The organism is uncultured Mucilaginibacter sp. (genome assembly GCF_937859865.1).
In the GTDB taxonomy this organism is placed as follows: Bacteria; Bacteroidota; Bacteroidia; order Sphingobacteriales; family Sphingobacteriaceae; genus Mucilaginibacter_A.
In genome coordinates this window covers 1-18851 of sequence record NZ_CALMAT010000153.1, presented here as the reverse complement: position 1 = coordinate 18851, position 18851 = coordinate 1, and the positions used below count along the sequence as shown (strand labels likewise).

Here is an 18851-nt window from a genome sequence, read left to right as displayed (position 1 = left end):
GCTTTAACTGGTAAAAAAGTGGTTTTGGTTGATTTCGATTTGAACAACCCCTCGCTTGCCACAAAATTAAATATCCATACCAAGCAGTGCGGAGTAACCGATTATTTGCAAGGAAAAACTTCTCCGGATACCATTATTGCGCAAACTGCCATTGATGAAAACCTGTCTTTTATTTCTGCCGGAAAGCAGCCAATAAACCCTACAGAATTAATTATGGATGGCAAAGTTGAAGATTTGTTAAATTATTTAGATAGTCTTTTTGATTACGTCGTGATGGATATTGCCCCGGTTGGCTCTGTTTCTGATGCGTATATTGTTTCTCCGTTTTGCGATGCTACATTGTACATCGTTCGGCATGGCTACACACCCAAAGTTCTTATTGAAAGGATTGATGAAAATAATCGTTTAAATAAATTGACGAATGTAGCCATTGTTTTTAACGGTGTACCTGTTAAAGGTTTAGGCAACGATTATGGTTACGGCTATGGTTATACTTATAATGAGAAAAAAACAAGGTTGCTTCCCGCACTTAGAAAATAATTATCGGATTGATAATTAAAAACATCAATTTCCATCTTCAACCAAAATTAAACCCATGCTTCTTTTACCAGCAAAAAATTGGCAACACCTACATTTAACTGATAAAAGAAGCATTTATAAATTTTTCATCACATCTGTATTTTATACATAAATGCCTGCTTATCTAATTACTTATAAAGCTTCTGTCTGCTAATTTCAATTGGTTTTTAAAAATGTGTTTACTTCTTTTTATAAATAATAAAGTATTAAAATGAAGTTTCGTTTTTCAACGTAGCTATGTTCTAACTAATATACTTAATTCCAAACAGAAAAAATTCAAAGAATGATTTTGTAAAAAATGTGATATTTGATAACAGTTTTAAACTTTTGTTTATCTATTGATACGAAATATAAAATAAGGTTGTAAAATTAGTATATACAATACTGGCGGATTGTATTTTATCAGTAAAAGTAATCAGAAACCCTATAAAAAAAATAACCTGAAGGATTTTATTCTTCAGGTTATTTTCCTCAATACGGGAATCAGTCGGGATGGCAGGATTCGAACCTGCGGCCTCCACATCCCAAATGTGGCGCGATACCGGGCTACGCTACATCCCGTTTGGGATTGCAAAAGTAGGATTTTTATCAGCAATGCAAAATAAAAAATCAAAAAATTTGAGAAAACTTAAGCTTTAAAGATTAAACTTTTCATTATGAAGCGTTTATTTTTTGTCTATTTATTTTCCCTAAAAACAGCTAAACAACTTCTGCCACCACAAATGTGCTTCCGCCAACAAAAATAAGATCATCAGGACGTGCGTTTTGTTTTGCAGCGGCCAATGCTTCTTTTACCGTATCAAAATTGGTGCCTTGCAAATTAAACTTTTCGGCTTGCACTTTTAATGTTTCGGCTGCCAAACCACGCGGAATATCCGGTTTGCAAAAGTAATAAGTTGCTTTTGGGGGGAGCAAAGAAAGGATTTTGCTGCTATCTTTATCATTTACCATCCCAATTACAAAGTGTAAATGTTGATGCGGCGTGGCAGCAATATTTTTCAATACTTCTTTTATGCCCTCAAAATTGTGGCCGGTATCGCAAATAATCAAAGGTTGTGTGCTTAATATTTGCCACCTTCCGTTCAGTCCGGTCAGGGTTTTTACTTGTTTTAGGGCGGTAAAAACAGTATCGTAAGTAAGGTTGAGACTTTGCTTTTGTAATTCATCCAAACTTGAAAGTACGGTTTTTAAGTTTTTAAGCTGATACAATCCGGTCAAATCCAATTCAAAAAGCGAGTTTAAATCCACGCCCAAAGAGTTTTTCGGTTGCACCAAAACTTCTAAATATTCCGAAAGTACGTTAGGTTTTTCAGCCTTCTGCAAAACCCATTCTTCTGAAGCAAAGCGAATTGGCACTTCTTCCTGTCTGGCTTTCTCCTTAAAAATTTCGGCAACTTCTGCTTGATATTCACCGATCACAACCGGAACTTTTGGTTTGATGATGCCGGCTTTCTCCGATGCAATCTCCTGCAAAGTATTCCCCAGTAAATTCATGTGGTCCCAGCCAATATTGGTAATTACCGAAAGCAGCGGCATAATTACGTTGGTAGAATCTAATCTTCCGCCCAAGCCAACTTCAATCACGGCAATGTCCACTTTTTGCCGGGCGAAATAGTCAAAAGCCATCGCAACGGTCATCTCAAAAAAAGAAGGTTCAATTTTGTTGAGATTTTCCTGTTGTGCTGCAACAAAATCAACCACTTCCTGCTCCGTAATCATTTTGCCATTGATCCGAATCCGTTCCCGAAAATCTTTAAGGTGGGGCGAAGTGTACAAACCTGTTTTATAACCCGCCGTTTGCAAAACTGCCGCCAGCATATGCGAAGTTGAACCCTTGCCGTTGGTGCCGCCAACATGCACACTTTTAAACTGCTGCTGCGGGTTGCCCAGTTTTTCGCAAAGCAACAAGGTATTTGTCAAATCTTTTTTAAATGCCGAAGTGCCGACACGTGTAAACATCGGCAGTTGCTGGTACAGATAATCAAGCGTTTGCTGGTAGGTCATAAGAAGTTCATGGTTCATAGTTTATGGTTCATGCGGTGATAGTTAATAGATCATGGCAATGAACCATGAACTATGATTCCTTAACCATCAACTATTCCTACTGCACCTTAAACACAAAAACCACCGTTCCAATTTGTGTGTCCGGTGCGTTTTCGGAAGCGTTTAATTTTGAACTCATAACCGCGGTTTCGCATTTTTGCAGTAAATCGCTGTCGCTGATGGTGGTTCCACGGGCACCGGCGCGCGCATAAACCACATTGCCGTTTTTGTCCACCCGGATATCAACCACAATTTTTCCGGCTCTGCGGTTATCATCAGAAACACTGGGTTTCGTTAAAAAGTTTCGTTGCGACATATTTAAGCTGCCGCCATTTCCGGAACCTGTGCCGTTGTAATTGTTGGTTAGCGTGGTGCCGGTAACTTTTCCCTGATTGCCAGGCTTGCTGCCGGTTCCATCGCCTTCGCCGGTGCCGTCATTTTTTTTGCCTTTATACAAAGCGTTTTGGTTAATTTGCGGCTTTGCTTCTTTTACATCTGTTTTTGTGGCAACAGTAGTGCTGGGCTTTTTACTGTTTGGCGCAACTTCGGGTGCATCTTCGGTAGTTTGGGTAACTACTTTTTTATCGCTGTTATCGGCGCTTACTTTTTCGGTTGGTTGCGCTTCCGGCTTTATTTTGTCTGGTTTGCTTTTATTGGCTTTTTCGGCTACGGACGGTTCTTCCATACTCATATAATCGTTGCCCATGCCTTCGTCCGTGGTGCCATAATTTACCAAAATGCCACCCGTGCCTTCTTCCTGTTTAGGTGGCATCGAAAAAACAATCAGATAAGCAAGCAGCAAAAACAACCCCAGGATAATGCCCGTGAACAAAAAAGCTTTCGGATAATTATTTTCTTCCTGATACTGTACCATTTATTTCGGTTCTGTTGCCAGCACTAATTTGATATTCAGTTTTTGCGAGGTGTCCATCACTTCCACCACATCTTGTATCGCAACGGTTTTATCTACGTACAAAACAATCGTCAATTCTGTTGCTAATTTTTTGTAAGATTGAAGCGTGGCCGATAAATCTGCAATCGGAACTTCCTTTTTATCAACATAATAACGCAAATCTTTGGTGATCGAAACCGTAATGGTTTTTTTAGAAACTGCTTGGCCGGATGATGATTTCGGCAGCATCAACTTAATCACGTTCGGGTTGGTAACTGTAGATGCGATCAGGAAAAACAGCAGCAAAAAAAACATAATATCGTTCATGGCCGAAGTATTTACTTCCGCATGTGCGCGCAGATGTCGTTTTCTTAAATTCATTTGCTTGGTTCTTCTAACAAATCAATAAATTCTACCGAATCGGTTTCCAGTTTCAAAATCACTTTATCCACCATCATTTGCAAGATGTTGTAGCCCACAAAAGCCACAATCCCAACCAATAAACCAGCAGCAGAAGTTACCATTTTTACGTACAATCCGCCAGAAATTACGCCCATGCTGATATTATCCGTTTGAGAAATATCGTAGAAAATTTTGATTACACCGGCAATCGTCCCCAAAAAACCAAACATCGGTGCAATACCGGCAACAATGCCCAGAATCCCAATGTTTTTTTCTAATCTTGAAACTTCCAACCGCCCAATATTTTCAATCGCACTTTCAATATCTTTAATCGGGCGGCCAATCCGCATCAAGCCTTTTTGCAACATTCTTCCTAACGGAGAATTGCTGTTGCGGCAAATGGCAATCGCGGAATCTAATTTACCGGCACTTACATTTGCTTTAACCTGCGACATCAAATTTGCTTCGTTTAAACCTGCTTTTCTAATTGTAAAAAAGCGTTCGAAGAAAATCACCAAACCCAATACGGCCAAAATCCCGATCGGGACCATCACCCAGCCGCCTTTAATTAATAAATCGCCAAAACGAAGTTCGTGTGGTTGCGCCGCGCCTGCTTGTACTGCCCGGTTCAAAGTATCTACAGCCCTTGCAGCCGTATCGGTTGTTTCCTGAAAAAATAATAACATCATTTAATTATGTAGTGTTGTATATATGCTTCTGATTGCGGGTCGCGAGCGCGCAGTTTTTCTAACGCCGCCTGTGCCGATTCTTTATCTTTAAAAGATCCAAAAGTAATCAGTTTTTGCTTGCCCGCTGTGTTGCTTAATATTTTGGCGCGGTGCATCCCTTTTGCCTTCAACTGGTTTAAAAAAGATTTGGCGCCATTTAAGGTTTTGAAAGAAGCACCGATGATTTCGTAAGGCGATTTGGCTACTAAATCTGCGTCTGCTGTTTCCGAAACTGCCGAATCTTTTGTTGCCGGTTTTAAAACCGGCGGCACCGTTCTTGCAATTGCTGCCGAATCTTTTGCCGGTGTATCAACCACCGCTTTTTTGGTTAAAGTATCTTTTTCAGATACTGTTTTTACCCCTGTTTTTTTGGTAATAGAATCAGCAACAGTCCGTTTGGTAACAACAGCCGCCGCAGGTTTATCCGCAGAAAAACCGCTGAACAAATTCGGGTCGTACAGATACAAAGCGTAGCAGCCTAAAAGGCTTACGGCAAGCAGCAGCAATACCGAAGCCCAAAAACCAGTGCTTCTTTTAGACACAATTTCCTCATCTTCCGAAGTATTTGAAAATTCCTGATTAATATCTTCAATCGGATTTAGTTCCGGCACCAATTCTTTTTCCGCCGGTTCGGTTGTTTTTTTGCGGAGAGGAAGATTGACCGGCGGCAAACCAAAGTTTTCCATGTTAAAGGCAGGGGCAAAGTTTGGGTTTTCAATTGCTTCTGCCTCCGCCGGGAACAATACTTCTTTTACCGGTATATTTTTGGTGTGTGCCGAACTTTGCACCTGTTCTACAAATTTTTCTATAAAGTACCGGGCAGCAACAGGCGAAATATTTTTTTGCCGGCTAATGTAGTTTTCCAGCGTTTCGTCCTGTTTTTCTTCTTCAACAAAATCAATACTGTTTTTAGGCGGATAAAATTTTTGCTGTTGCTGGTTGTAAACACCGGCGGATTTTCGCGTTAAAAAAGTACCCAAACCCGGAACGTACACCATGCGTTCCCGGTTAAGCAGTTCTTTAAAATAAGCCGCTACATCCATCCGGTTAAAAATAAGGGTAAATTGCGCAACATCAAAATCAGAAACTAACGCTTAAACCGCCAAAGATATTAAATCCGACCGTTGGATAATACAAATAGGTTTGGTATTTATTGTTAAGCAAATTGTTGGCCTGCGCAAAAATGGAGAAACGTTTAGACACTTTATAATCAATACCGCCGCTTAAATCAGCAAAAGAAGGCAAGGTAACTACGCGGTAATTAATTACACCAGTAGTAAAGTATTGAATGCGGTCGTTTGTTTCGCCGCGGATCAACAATGCTCCGTTTACCGTTATTTTTTTGTTGACGTGGATGTTGGTTCCGGCAGTCAGTTTTGTGGTTGGCAAGTTCCAAGGCTGTGCTTCGGTTGCCAGTTTATATTTGCGGTATTCCAATCTTCCGAATAAATCTACGGTTTCTGAAGCTTTAAAATCCAAGTCGCCGTTCAAACCGGTTACGGTTGATTTTCCGCCATCGTAAATCACCAGAAACTTATTCTGGCCTCTGCTAAAATCAAAATTGTTGACAAACAAAGGCAAACCGGTAATGCTTTGGCGGATAAAAGCGGCTTTAAAACCCAAACCTGGCGCGGCTGTTCCTTTTAAACCTGCGCTAATGGTCAGCCGGTCAATCGAGTTTTTAATGTCAATGTTTTGATCTAAAAAAGGGTTTTGTTCCGATAAATTGCGCAACAGTGTTTTATCCACGTCGCCTCTCGCTTCTCCAAAAATCCGAACATATTTCGGAATCACCTGAAACTCAACCTTTGCTGCCGGGAAAATATGGAAACTGGTGCGGTTGCCAAACTCGGAAGTTAAGTTTACACCGGCATCAATTTTATAATTTTCGCCCTGCAATTTTAAATAAGGGTTGGCGCGCAAAATATTGTTGCTGATGTTGTACAAACTGTCTTTTGTGCTGCTTACATCCAGCGAAGCATTTAAACCGGCGTAAAATTGTTTAACGGTTTGGTTGATGGAAACGTCAACTAAAATATTGTTTTCTTTAGCCTGGTAAGCATTGCTAAAAGCGTAACCACTAATTTTTGCCGCATAAACGAAGTCGTTTTCCACATCTTTAAAGTTTTTGGCGATTTCTGCTTCACCTTCAATAACGTTAAAATGCTGCTTTCCTGGAATTAAGTTGGAAGGCGGGTTGTCCTGGTCAAAACCATAAAAATAGTTGCTGCGGCGCGTGTAATTAATGCGGCCGCTCACGCTGTTGTTGTCGCCCACACTTTTTCCGAAAATACCAACTTCCTGCCGGCTGGCATTTTGTTTGGGCAAATTGCCATGCTGGTCAAAATGCTTGGCGTAACCGCCATATTGCAAACCTGGGTCGCGGCCATTGTTTAAATAAAGCTCGCCAAAAGTGGTGTTCAAAGTTCCGATTCCGGCTTTTGCATAATTGTTGTACAAGGTATCATCAGCAGATTTCGGGATTTGTATCGCATCCAAAGCACGGATGCCGGAGTTGGTTTCCAGCCGTTTGTCTAATAAGTTGTTGTAAGTAAAATGCGGTTTTACATCTTGCCTTTCATCCAAATTCGGGTTTCTGCGGATTTTTACGGCATCGGCCAAAACCGGTTTGTACGCACTGGTTACCACAATTTCTTCGCTCAAACTACTTTGTTGCTCGTCGGCTTTTTTCGCTGGTGCAGCACTTCCCCCTTTTTTGGTGGTATCTGCCGATGCTGTTTTTACCGTACTTTTTTTGGTATGAGTTGTTGTTTTAACTGGCGTAGTTTTATTGTTTTTATCTGCTTGTTTTTTATTCGTTTTAGCCGGGACCGTCTTTTTTTGTGCCGGTTTTTGTTGCGAAAATGCAGGAACCGAATGAAGCATCAGGCTAAATAATAAAACGGTAAGGATATATTTCAACTTCATTGCTTAGTTCTCTTTCTTGGTGTTGGTAGTTTGGTTGTTCAGTTTGGCCAGCTTGGCTTTGGCTTCGGGCAAAATCTCGTCGTTGCCTTTGTAGTTTTCAATCACACTTTGCAAAGTACTTTTCGCCTGGAAGTTATCTTTCAATGCCACATAATTATCAGCCAGTAAAATGAAAGTTTTGGCAACCCAGTAATCGTAATTACCCAACTTGTTGATCAAATCGAAACACGTTTTTTGTGAAGCTTTGTGATTGCCGCGCAGGTATTCCAGGTTGGCCACGTTGTATTTTGCTTCAGCAGCAGCCACCGTTTTCGTATTGTTAACCACATAAGTAAATTCTTTGCTGGCGTTGGTCGTGTCGCCTTTTTGCAAGTATGCTTTGCCGGCGTACAAACCGCTTCTGTATTTATCTTCTTCGGAAGCTTTTTCGTTCGCACGTACCAAGGCTGCATATTTCAAAACATCGTCCGGCATTTGCATTTCTGAGTAGGACAGGAGCAGGTTGTTGATCGCGAAAGAATAATCAACCTTGTATTCTGCATTGGTTTCCAAATGTTTCAAAAAAACCACGGCTTCGTTATACTTCTTTTGTTTGAGGTATAGGTTCGACATGCTGATGAGCGACTTCTCGGTATAAACACTCGTCCAATCGTTCAAAATATAGTTGTAATCCGAAACCGCTTCTTCCGGATGGTTCAGCTTTACATAACTTTCGGCACGGATAAAGCGCGCCTGCTTGTCATTTACCGGTTTTGGGAACTTATCAAAATAAGCATTTACGGCGTTAACGGTCCCTGCAAAATCGCCGCGCAGATACAAATTGTTGGCGGCCGTAAACATAATATTGTCTTGCTGTGCCGAACTGTAATTGCCGATTGGTGTAGTGGCTGCGTAATCAATAAAAGTTTTGGCATCGCCTTTATCGGTATAAATTTTTTCGATTTGGCGTAGCGACTGTTTGGCCTCATCGGTAGCTGGATAATCTTTGACCACACGTTTGAAAGCTTCCAAAGCCGGCTCGTCCTGGTTGGCGTTATAATCAATCAAACCAATGGTAACCAAAGCGCGCGGCACGTAACTGCTTTGTGGATATTTCTGGATCATCGCCGTTAAATCCGTTCGCGCCTGGTCGCCGTTATTTTTTAAGAAGTAGGTGTAGGCAATTTCAAAACTGGCATCATCCGCATAATCTGAATTCGGGAATTGTTGCAGCAAACCCTGCAAAGTACTAATCTTGGTATCCAACGATCCTTGCAAACCCTGGATCATGCCACGTTGGAACAAAGCATAATCTTCGCCTTGCGCATGTTGAGATAAAATCCGGTTGTAATATTCATTCGCCCGCCCGTAATTCTTCAACACAAAATAACTGTCGCCTAAACGAAGTATCGCATCGTTCACCGTGTTCTTGTCGTGCTCCGGCCCGTTGATAAAACGCTCGAAATTACTGGCCGCTTTCTGGTATTTTTCATCGCCAAAAGCAGCATAACCCAAAGCATAATTGGCGTAATTGTAAACGCTGGTCTGCTTCGCCGCAGGCATGTCCATAAACTTTTCAAAGTTATCAACAGACTCGCCGTACTTGCGCACTTCGTACATGGATTCGGCCATCCAATAAGTTGTTAAAGCTTCAATCTTATCATCCACCGGATCTTTCAATGACCGTAAAAAGATACCGATTGCATTCTCAAAAGCCCGTTCATTGTAAAACTGCAAACCGCGGTAATAAGTAACTTTTTGGTATGCTTCTTTTGCCGCTTCATTTTTGTTGGGGATGGATTCCAAAATATCAACCGCTTCTTTGTAATTGCTGGTCGAAAGCAAGATCTGGCTCAGCAAAACTTTGGCATCTGTAATTTTTGTTGAGCGGGGATAATTTTTAATATATAAACGGATGGCTTCCAACGCCTGATTGTTAAACTGCAGTTCGTAGGAAAGTTTGGCGTATTGGTACAAAGCGTCTTCCTGCAATTGCTTGTCAAAATCTAATCGCGAAGCAACCTGGAAAGCATTGCGTGCGCTTTGTTTGTTGTTCACTTTTAAAAAAACATTGCCCAACGTGTAGTTTCCGTTCTGACTATAGACATCGCTTTTGTCAATCAGCTTTTCCAGTTCCCTAACAGCACGCGGATTGTTACCGGTTTTAAAATAAGCATAACCCATTTGGTAGCTGTCCTGGTTGTTTTGGGTTTTGTTTTGGTCTCCGGCCTGAAAACGTTCGTAATACGTTATTGCGTTCGGATAATCAGCCTTGGCAAAATAAGAAGCGGCAATAATGCGCAACATTTCCGTTTCGTTAACCTGTTTTGTTGTGTTTACGATTGGGACGGCATAAGCAATCACATCGTCATAACGTTTATCCAAATAGTAAACGGCGGAGATGTAATAAGGATAACTGGCCTCGTACTTTTTAGAGTTTTTGAGTTTCTCGAAGTTGAGCAACGCCAAATGATAATCTTTGTTGAGGTAAGCAATGTAGGCGAAATAATACGTGGCATCTTCAGAATAAGGCGTTTTCTGGTCTTTGATCTCGCTAAAAATCAACTGCGCATTTTTGTAATCTTTTAGTTCGAAGTACGAATAGCCTTTATCAAACTTGTATTCGGCATTTTCGCGTCCGGTCAGTTCCGGAGCTTTCACCAAATCAAACCATTTCAACGCATCTTCATATTTTTCCTGTTTGAAGTATGATTTCCCGATCTGGAAGTACGCCACTTTTGCCAGCGGGTTTTCCGGATGCTCTTTGATAAAACGGCGGAACATGCTTTCGGCGTCCTCGTTCCCCAAATTCAACGCACAAACCGCTTCGTAGTAATACGAATTTTCTTTCAGCAATGACGTTTCTGATTCAAAAAGCGGCTGGTTACTGGTTTTATTTCTGGGAATTTCAACCTGACGAAACTGTTCGGCCGCGGCAACATATTTGCCTTTGTCCAGCAATTCCATCGCGTCATTATAATTGCGGTTGAGGTTGAAATAAGCAGATTGCTGTGCGAACGAAGAAAAGGTGGTTAAAAAAAGCAGCGTAATGGAAACGTATAGTACTTTAATCATAGTTGTTGCATAACGAGGCCGCTAAATTAAGTAGCTTCCGGTTAATTACCGCGTACAAAATTTTAGGGCATAAAAACAGTAGGTGTAACGTTGCCGAAAGGAGTAATAGTGTTAATGCCCAAATTATTGCATCAATTTAATTATACCTACGCCAACCGGATCTACTGATTCTGCCGAATTAGATAATATAACGATTGCCGTTTTTTTAACACTATTGAAAGCTAAAAAACTTCGGCTTCCGCCTGTTCCGCCATTATGCCACAAGTATTCATCACCGTTAATGTTCATGATATGCCAGCCTAATCCAACTTTTGGGTTTTTGTTAAAAGTAATTTGATGTGTTAATTGGAATGCTTTTGATAAATCATTGTTTTCAACTTTCATGTTTGCATTTGCATATTTCAACAAATCATTTGCCGTAGAACGTAAAGAGCCGCAAGCTTGCAAAGCATCAAAATCCCAAGTAAGTGTTTCGTTGCCATCCGTATTATAAACTTTTACAAAATGTTCTTTTTGATTTGATAATAAATACTCTTTCGTACTTTCCAAGTTTAATGGTTTACAAATAATTGTTTTAACCATAGCCTCGTAAGTTTGCCCGCTAATCCTTTCTAAAATTATTCCAAGTAAACCAACCGCCATATTCGAATAAGCATAAACTTCCCCAGGTTTAGAGATTAACTTGCAAGTCTTCAAATAAGCAAAAAGTTGGTTACGTGTATAATTTTGGTAAGGATTAATCGGATTAAAATTTCCAGTTTCAAAGTTATCCGGCAAAGGCGCCAAACCGGAAGTGTGGTTACTTAGCATTAAAATGGATACTTCTTTTAGCAATACATTTTCAGCAGCAAAATCTGGCAAATATTTGGTGATTGGATCCGTTAATTTGATTTTCCCCTGATCTACAAAATAAGCCAATAACGTAGCCGTAAATGTTTTAGTGATGGAGCCGATTTCAAAGATGGTATTTGCATCGGGCAATTTGCCGTTTCCTTTTGCAGTTTCTCCATAATAATAAATGCTGTTTTTACCGGCACAAAATACGCCAACGCTTAAACCAACTGTGTTTGGTTTTTGAATGTAAGTTCGGACAACCGCATCAATTTCTTTTTCAAAAGCCGTTTGTAATGGATTGGATGTGGCTACCAACTCAGCTTTTTCTGGCCTAAAAGGTTTAAATTGAAACAATCCAAGTTTATCATCTTGATCTAAGTTCAAAGACAATTGGATTGTTGCCTTGTCAAATTGAAGCTTGTAATTACTGATTTTATTTTTAAAGCTTATAAAAGAGGTTTCTTTAATTTCTCCTAACGGAAAAATCTGCTTGGTTAAAAAATCAACAAGAAAAGCTTTGCTCAAATCTTTTTGATAATCTTTTCCGGTCAAATCATAAATTGCATCAGCATCTTTTGCATTGATGTATTTCTTCAATAATATAACTATAGAATCACTTGTAGGTTGTTGTAAATTTTGTGCAATTGAAGGTGAAGACATGGTAACCAACAATAAAATTATGATAAGATATTCTTTGATTTTTTTCAACATCAACAGTTTCAACAGCTAAAATTTTATAATTGTAAAATACTACTTAACCCAAGTTGCTAAGTTAATTTATTTAGGGTGAATGCAATAAGGAATAAAAGGAGTTTTAGCAGGAAACCTTTAAATGTAACGGCATGTATTTTACGAAGGAACAATGCTTTGATAGAGCTAAAAGCTGTTTCAATGCTTTTCCGCCTTTGTTCTTTAAGATAAGCCAGGTAAGGCTCATCCGGCCTTTTGCTGTTAGATTTCCTACTAACGAGCAGGCGGATGTTTTCAGCTTCCATCAACTCATCTTCTGCCCGGTAATCGGTATAAGCAGCGTCGGCATAAATACAGCTTTCAGCAGCAACAGCTAAAGGTAGCTTTGCCAATGCCTTAACATCGCTTTCGCTACCTGGCACAAAGCAAAATTCTACCGGAATGCCATCCGATGTAGTTAGTACCTGTACTTTTACGCCGTAGAAGTAGCGGCGCATTGAACTGTGCCTTCCCCGCCACTTTGTGCCTTTAAGGATACGGCTTCTGGAAATGCGGATGTTGTCGCAAACAGCAACCGGAAAAGAATCCAAAACATAAGTAGCTGCACCAGCTATGGCTTTCAGGCAATGGCCGATTTGAAAGAACAAACTGCCAAGCAAGGTTTCCAGCTTATGCAGCCTCCTGCAAAACCTGCCCTTGCTGGGCATTTGCGGGACATTGCCACTTAACTGCATAAATCCCCTGGCATTATCTAAATGGCCGCCAAAGTAAAGCGCTGAAACCAGGGCTGTAGTGATAACTTCACTGTCAGTAACCTTACAATGAGGGTAATCTTTGTGGCCTGTTTGTTTTAGCAGGTCATCTACAATACAATAAATTGATGTAATTTTATCTTGGGTGAGCATCGTTATAAGAAAATTTAAGTGTGGTAACTCAAATTTAATCTTCGATGCTCACTTACTAAAACTTAGCAACTTGGGTTAATTACTTGTTCACTGATTTTTACCCGATAAAAGAAGCATACAAAATTAGATTGACAAAATTTTAATACAAGCTAAACTGGCTAGATTTGGCCAGCCAATAAATACAAAACAGCCATCCGTACCGCAACACCATTTTCAACCTGGTCTAAAATGATAGATTGCTTGCTGTCGGCCACATCGCTGGTAATTTCCACGCCGCGGTTAATCGGGCCTGGGTGCATCACCGTAATTTCCTTGTCCAGCGAATCTAAAATCTGCTTGTTCAAGCCGTAAAGCATCGTGTATTCGCGCAGCGATGGGAAATATTTAATGTCCTGCCGCTCCAATTGGATGCGCAACATATTGGCCACATCGCACCAGTTTAACGCTTTGATTAAATTGTGTTCTACTTTTACACCCAGCGAACTAATAAATTTCGGGATCAAAGTCGTTGGGCCGCAAACCATAACTTCGGCACCTAACTGTTTTAAGCATAAAATATTAGACAAGGCAACGCGCGAATGCAAAATATCACCAACGATCACCACTTTTTTGCCGATTACTTCGCCATATTTTTCGCGGATAGAAAAAGCATCTAGCAAAGCCTGTGTTGGATGTTCGTGCGCACCATCGCCGGCATTTACAATTTGTGCTTTGATGTGCCGCGACAAAAAGATACCAGCGCCAGCGTAAGGATGCCGCATCACCACCATATCTACTTTCATGGCCAAAATATTGTTGACGGTATCAATCAGCGTTTCGCCTTTACTTACGGAAGAAGAAGCGGCCGCAAAATTAATGGTATCTGCCGAAAGCCTTTTTTGCGCCAACTCGAAAGACAAACGTGTGCGGGTTGAATTTTCAAAAAAGATGTTGGCAATGGTTACATCGCGCAGGGAAGGCACTTTTTTGATCGGGCGGTTTAAAACAGCTTTAAAGTTGGCGGCCGTTTCAAAAATGAGTTCAATATCGTTTCGGTTGAGGTCTTTGATGCCTAAAAGATGCCGGGAACTTAGTTTTTGCTGATCGGCCATGCGTTTATTTTTCTGATAACAAAACCACTTTGTCTGCTTCGTCGGCTTCTTTCCAGCTTACAATTACTTTTTGTGAAGCCACCGAATCTACCTGAATGCCAATGTAATCCGGTTCGATGGGTAAATGCCGCGAATATCTTCTGTCCACCAAAACCAATAATTCCACTTTTTGCGGTCTGCCAAAAGCCAACATCGCATCCATGGCAGCGCGAATGGTTCTTCCCGTCCATAAAACGTCATCCACCAGGATCACTTTTTTGTTTTCGATGATAAAATCAATACGGGTTTGGTTTGGAACCAACGGGTTTTCCCTTCGGCGAAAATCATCACGGTAAAAAGTAATGTCTAAATCGCCGGAAAAAATAACTGCTTCCGCTAACATGTTTTTCAACTCTGCTGCAATCCGTTTCGCTAAAAACGGGCCACGTGGCTGGATGCCCAGAATGACAGAATCAGAAAAATTGTTATGGTTTTCAATTAACTGCCTGCAAAGACGTTGAATGGTGATTTGGAATTTCGGGCCGTCGAGCAGGGTTAAGTTTTGCATTTCCGGGTGGATTTGGGCAAAAGTAGGAATTTATTTAATAACCAGCATATTGATTTTAGGCCGATAAAAGAAGCATTTGTTTATGCCGGACACGTTTCGGTATCTTGTTATAAAAGTTTAAGACTGTGCAGGAAGGATTCTGAAACAAGTTTAAAATGACCGAGCCAAATTTTATACCGATAAAAGAAGCATTAACATGAAACGGATTTTAATCCCTTGGCAAAAACCAAACCCACAAAAAAAGCCCCTCCAAAAAAGAGGGGCTTTGTATTAAAAAGGAGATTTAATTATTTGTCTTCCGATTTGCCGGCTTTACGGGCATCACTTTCTGCGCCTTCCATTTGCTCTTTTAACTGAGCCAGAACGCTAAGATCACCCAAAGTGGATTTCTCAACAGAATCTTTTACTTTTTTAACAGCAACGGTTGAAGCTTTGGCTTCTTTTTTGCGTGTGTTAAACTCTTCCATACGGGCTTCTGCTCTGGCATCTTCCCAAATACGTGAATGTGAAATAACGATACGTTTGCTGTCTTTGTTAAATTCAATTACCTTGAATTCAGCAACTTCTTCTGCTTTTAATGGCTGGCCGTCTTCTTTAATGGCATGTTTTGTTGGTACAAAACCTTCCACGCCGTAAGGCAAGGCAACCACAGAACCTTTGTCCGTAACTTTAATAACCGTTCCTGTGTGAACAGAATCTACGTTAAAGATGGTTTCAAAAGTATCCCAAGGGTTTTCTTCTAATTGTTTGTGGCCTAAGCTCAACTTGCGGTTGTCAACGTCCAGTTCTAAAACTACAACGTCTAACGTTTCGCCAACTTTGGTAAATTCGTTCGGATGGTTTACTTTTTTAGACCAAGAAAGATCAGAAATGTGAATTAAACCATCAATGCCGTCTTCCAATTCAACAAAAACACCAAAGTTGGTCATGTTTTTAACCACTGCTTTGTGCTGACTGCCAACCGGATATTTGGAAGCCGCTTGTTGCCAAGGATCTGGCGTTAATTGTTTAATACCTAATGACATTTTACGGTCATCGCGGTCTAAAGTCAACACTTGTGCTTCCACTTCATCACCAACTTTTAAAAACTCTTGTGGGCTGCGTAAGTTTTGAGACCAAGACATTTCTGAAACGTGGATCAAACCTTCAACACCCGGAATAATTTCCAAGAAAGCGCCATAATCGGCAACCGTAACGATACGGCCTTTAACGTGCGAACCAATTTGGATATCCTGAGAAAGGCTTTGCCAAGGGTGCGGCGTTAATTGTTTCAAACCTAAAGCGATACGTTTTTTCTCGTCATCAAAATCCAAAACAACCACGTTGATTTTTTGATCTAATGACAATACTTCGCGCGGATGCTCAATGCGTCCCCATGAAATATCGGTAATATGCAGCAAACCGTCAACACCGCCCAAATCAATAAATACACCGAAATCGGTAATGTTTTTAACGGTTCCTTCTAAAATTTGTCCTTTCTCTAATTTAGCAACAATCTCAGTTTTTTGGTTTTCCAAATCATCCTCGATCAGCACTTTATGAGAAACTACAACGTTTTTAAATTCGTGGTTGATCTTCACAACCTTAAACTCCATCGTTTTGCCTACATAAATATCGTAGTCGCGGATAGGTTTAATATCAATTTGAGAACCTGGTAAAAAGGCTTCAACACCAATAATATCTACAATTAAACCACCTTTGGTCCTGCTTTTTACATAACCTTCGATGATTTCATCTTTTTCTAAAGCTTCATTAATGCGTTCCCAAGAGCGTTGGGTTTTTGCACGTTTGCGCGAAAGAACCAACTGTCCGCTGGCATCTTCCTGAGACTCCACAAAAACATCCACCTGATCGCCTTTTTTCAAATCAGGCATGTCGCGGAATTCAGATACCGAAACCAAACCATCAGATTTAAAACCGATGTTCAATACCACGTCTTTTGAGTTGATGGTAACTACGGTACCGCTGATGATTTCGCCTTTGGTGATCGAGTGGAACGTACCATCGTAAAGATGTTCCATTTTTTCGCGGTCTTCGTTGGAGTAGTTTCCGAATTTTTTTTCATCGGCATCCCAGTCAAAATCGGCCGCGGGCTGTGCCAAACTGGATTTGATCGTTTCGATCAAAGACGAATCAGCTTCTGATTCAATGTTTTCTTTCTCCATAAAACGGGTTGTTCCGTCTTGAAGTTCAGCTTGTTTTGCTTGTAATTCTTTTTCTGCTTCTTGTTTTTTTGCCATTAAATAATTTATCTCCTTTTCCCAAAAATGATTTGGAACCGCAAAAATAAAAAATTAATAGTTGCATCAAAAAAATATTTTAGCTATTTAATTGATTTTTAGGTGATTTTATTTTTATCAGCCGTTTTTTTAGCTAATTCCGGCTCATGCTTGTTGCAAAAGGTTTTCCATCTCCAAAAACACTTGCATAAAACCGGCAGAAAGAATGTTGATGTAAGCATTAACTGCTTCTGCTACAGCTTCTTCCTGCGAAACGGTAAAAGGGTTTTTCCAGATGCGCTGGCAAACACGCTTCAAGGCATAAGCAACGCTATCGGTTTTGATGTAAGAGTGCAAGTATTTTTCGTTGATAAAAACAGTATAAAAAGACAGGAATTTTTGAGGGTCAACACCATTCAACCGCAAAAACTTTGAGATGTTGGCTTCTTCCGCGTTTTTTAAATGATCGTAAAAATCATCGGCAAAAACAGTATTGCTGGTCAGCAGCAAATTATCCAGGATCAATTCCAGCGCGATGTGTCCTAAAAAAAAAGGTTTTACCGGCGAACCTGCCAATGCCAGAACCATTAACAATTTAAGCTGGTGCGAATGGTAATTAAAAAATTCGGAAGAGTGAAAATAACGGTCTATTTCCAAGTGCTTTTTCCAGCCCAAGATAATCGAGTTGATGGCTGGGTCGGTTTGTTCAGGCAAACGTTCGGGTTTTATTTGCGCTTGTTTATCGGCATTCCGCAGCAAATCGGGCATCACGCTGCCCAGCACATGGTAAGCATCGGTGCAATTGCGGTCGAAATAAAAATGCGATAAAAAGTTCATCACCTGTAAATATACAAAACGGAAAGGAAGAAATACCAATTTTTGCCCGATAAAAGAAGCATTGTCCTAAAACTGCTTTTGGCTGATTCTATTATCTTTGCCGCCTTTAACACAAAACGACAATGAATTTTTTGGAAGAGTTGCGCTGGCGTGAAATGCTGCATGATAGTATGCCGGGCGTGGAAGAAAAGCTGCAAAGTAGTATGGTTTCGGGTTACATTGGTTTCGACCCGACGGCTGATTCTTTGCATGTGGGCAGTTTGGCGCAAATCATGACGCTGATTCATTTCCAACGTGCCGGGCATAAACCTTTTGTGCTGGTTGGCGGCGCGACGGGCATGGTTGGCGATCCTTCGGGAAAATCGGCAGAACGTAATCTGCTGTCGGCCGATGTTTTGCAGCATAATTTAAACGGCATCCAAAAGCAACTGGAAAAGTTTTTAAATTTTGAATTCGGAGAAAATAAAGCGGAGGTCGTGAACAACTACGATTGGTTTAAAAACTTCTCGTTTCTGGATTTTATTCGAGATGCCGGAAAGCACATAACCGTAAATTATATGATGGCCAAAGATTCTGTGAAAAAACGTTTGGAAGGCGAAACCGGCATGTCCTTCACTGAGTTTTCATACCAGTTGATACAAGGTTATGATTTTTATTATTTATGGAAAAACCGGAATTGCGTTTTGCAAATGGGCGGATCCGACCAATGGGGAAACATGGTTACCGGCACAGAATTGATCCGTAGAAAAGACCAAGGCGAAGCTTTTGCGTTGACTACCCAATTGATCAAAAAAGCCGATGGCAGCAAGTTTGGTAAATCTGAAGGCGGCAATATTTGGCTCGATCCGGCAAAAACATCGCCTTATCAATTTTCCCAGTTTTGCCTGAATGCAAGCGATGAAGACGCCAAAAGTTACATCCGCATTTTTACATTGCTTGATCAAGAGGAAATTGAAACTTTAGAAACAGAACACAATGCTGCGCCGCATTTGCGTGTTTTGCAAAAAACTTTGGCAAAAGATATTACCATTCGTGTTCATGGCGAAGCAGAATATGAAAAAGCAATTAAATCTTCTGAGTTTCTTTTTGGAAACATTAGCAT

General features: G+C 40.6%; 15 protein-coding genes and 1 tRNA gene. 2 read left to right on the top strand and 14 right to left on the bottom strand.

Annotation, left to right across the window (positions count from 1 at the left end; all coding sequences use genetic code 11):
* A partial coding sequence (locus Q0192_RS16620; RefSeq protein WP_299291210.1) for a CpsD/CapB family tyrosine-protein kinase occupies nucleotides 1-540 on the top strand: 540 nt, incomplete at its 5' end.
* Nucleotides 541-1066: 526 nt separating this feature from the next.
* Here the strand turns inward: Q0192_RS16620 and Q0192_RS16615 are convergent.
* From Q0192_RS16615 to Q0192_RS16550, 14 genes are all read right to left on the bottom strand, one after another.
* Nucleotides 1067-1140 (bottom strand) — tRNA-Pro (locus Q0192_RS16615).
* A 138-nt stretch (nucleotides 1141-1278) separates the two neighbouring features.
* Entirely contained in the window at nucleotides 1279-2601 is a 1323-nt protein-coding gene (locus Q0192_RS16610) for a folylpolyglutamate synthase/dihydrofolate synthase family protein (RefSeq protein WP_299291208.1), read from the bottom strand.
* Between the two features lie 79 nt (nucleotides 2602-2680).
* The gene (locus tag Q0192_RS16605) at nucleotides 2681-3496 is read right to left on the bottom strand and encodes an energy transducer TonB (protein WP_299291206.1); all 816 of its coding nucleotides are present in this window, start codon (nucleotides 3494-3496) and stop codon (nucleotides 2681-2683) included.
* Complete coding sequence (locus Q0192_RS16600) at nucleotides 3497-3895, bottom strand: biopolymer transporter ExbD (RefSeq protein WP_299291205.1); 399 nt, start codon at nucleotides 3893-3895, stop codon at nucleotides 3497-3499.
* Entirely contained in the window at nucleotides 3892-4605 is a 714-nt protein-coding gene (locus Q0192_RS16595) for a MotA/TolQ/ExbB proton channel family protein (protein WP_299291204.1), read from the bottom strand. Before Q0192_RS16595 ends, Q0192_RS16600 begins: the two co-directional genes overlap by 4 nt.
* Nucleotides 4602-5687 (bottom strand): SPOR domain-containing protein, encoded by a 1086-nt coding sequence (locus Q0192_RS16590; RefSeq protein ID WP_299291202.1) that lies wholly within the window; start codon nucleotides 5685-5687, stop codon nucleotides 4602-4604. The genes Q0192_RS16595 and Q0192_RS16590 overlap by 4 nt, the downstream gene beginning before the upstream one ends.
* 37 nt (nucleotides 5688-5724) lie before the next feature.
* The gene (locus tag Q0192_RS16585; protein ID WP_299291200.1) at nucleotides 5725-7572 is read right to left on the bottom strand and encodes a hypothetical protein; all 1848 of its coding nucleotides are present in this window, start codon (nucleotides 7570-7572) and stop codon (nucleotides 5725-5727) included.
* A 3-nt stretch (nucleotides 7573-7575) separates the two neighbouring features.
* Complete coding sequence (locus Q0192_RS16580; protein ID WP_299291198.1) at nucleotides 7576-10626, bottom strand: tetratricopeptide repeat protein; 3051 nt, start codon at nucleotides 10624-10626, stop codon at nucleotides 7576-7578.
* 123 nt (nucleotides 10627-10749) lie between these two features.
* Nucleotides 10750-12120 carry a serine hydrolase gene (locus Q0192_RS16575; RefSeq protein WP_299291196.1) on the bottom strand — a complete coding sequence of 457 codons (1371 nt, stop codon included), beginning with the start codon at nucleotides 12118-12120 and terminating at the stop codon, nucleotides 10750-10752.
* Nucleotides 12121-12227: 107 nt separating this feature from the next.
* Nucleotides 12228-13055, bottom strand: a complete 828-nt coding sequence (locus Q0192_RS16570) for an IS982 family transposase (RefSeq protein WP_299291194.1) — start codon at nucleotides 13053-13055, stop codon at nucleotides 12228-12230.
* Nucleotides 13056-13213: 158 nt separating this feature from the next.
* Entirely contained in the window at nucleotides 13214-14146 is a 933-nt protein-coding gene (locus Q0192_RS16565) for an aspartate carbamoyltransferase catalytic subunit (protein WP_299291192.1), read from the bottom strand.
* 4 nt (nucleotides 14147-14150) lie between these two features.
* The gene (gene pyrR / locus Q0192_RS16560; RefSeq protein ID WP_299291190.1) at nucleotides 14151-14693 is read right to left on the bottom strand and encodes a bifunctional pyr operon transcriptional regulator/uracil phosphoribosyltransferase PyrR; all 543 of its coding nucleotides are present in this window, start codon (nucleotides 14691-14693) and stop codon (nucleotides 14151-14153) included.
* Between the two features lie 287 nt (nucleotides 14694-14980).
* Nucleotides 14981-16933 carry a 30S ribosomal protein S1 gene (gene rpsA / locus Q0192_RS16555; RefSeq protein ID WP_299291188.1) on the bottom strand — a complete coding sequence of 651 codons (1953 nt, stop codon included), beginning with the start codon at nucleotides 16931-16933 and terminating at the stop codon, nucleotides 14981-14983.
* 144 nt (nucleotides 16934-17077) lie between these two features.
* The gene (locus tag Q0192_RS16550) at nucleotides 17078-17749 is read right to left on the bottom strand and encodes a hypothetical protein (protein WP_299291186.1); all 672 of its coding nucleotides are present in this window, start codon (nucleotides 17747-17749) and stop codon (nucleotides 17078-17080) included.
* Between the two features lie 122 nt (nucleotides 17750-17871).
* On the opposite strand from Q0192_RS16550, the gene tyrS reads away from it, so the two are divergent.
* Nucleotides 17872-18851 (top strand): tyrosine--tRNA ligase (gene tyrS, locus Q0192_RS16545; RefSeq protein WP_299291184.1); only part of this gene is annotated, 980 nt, incomplete at its 3' end.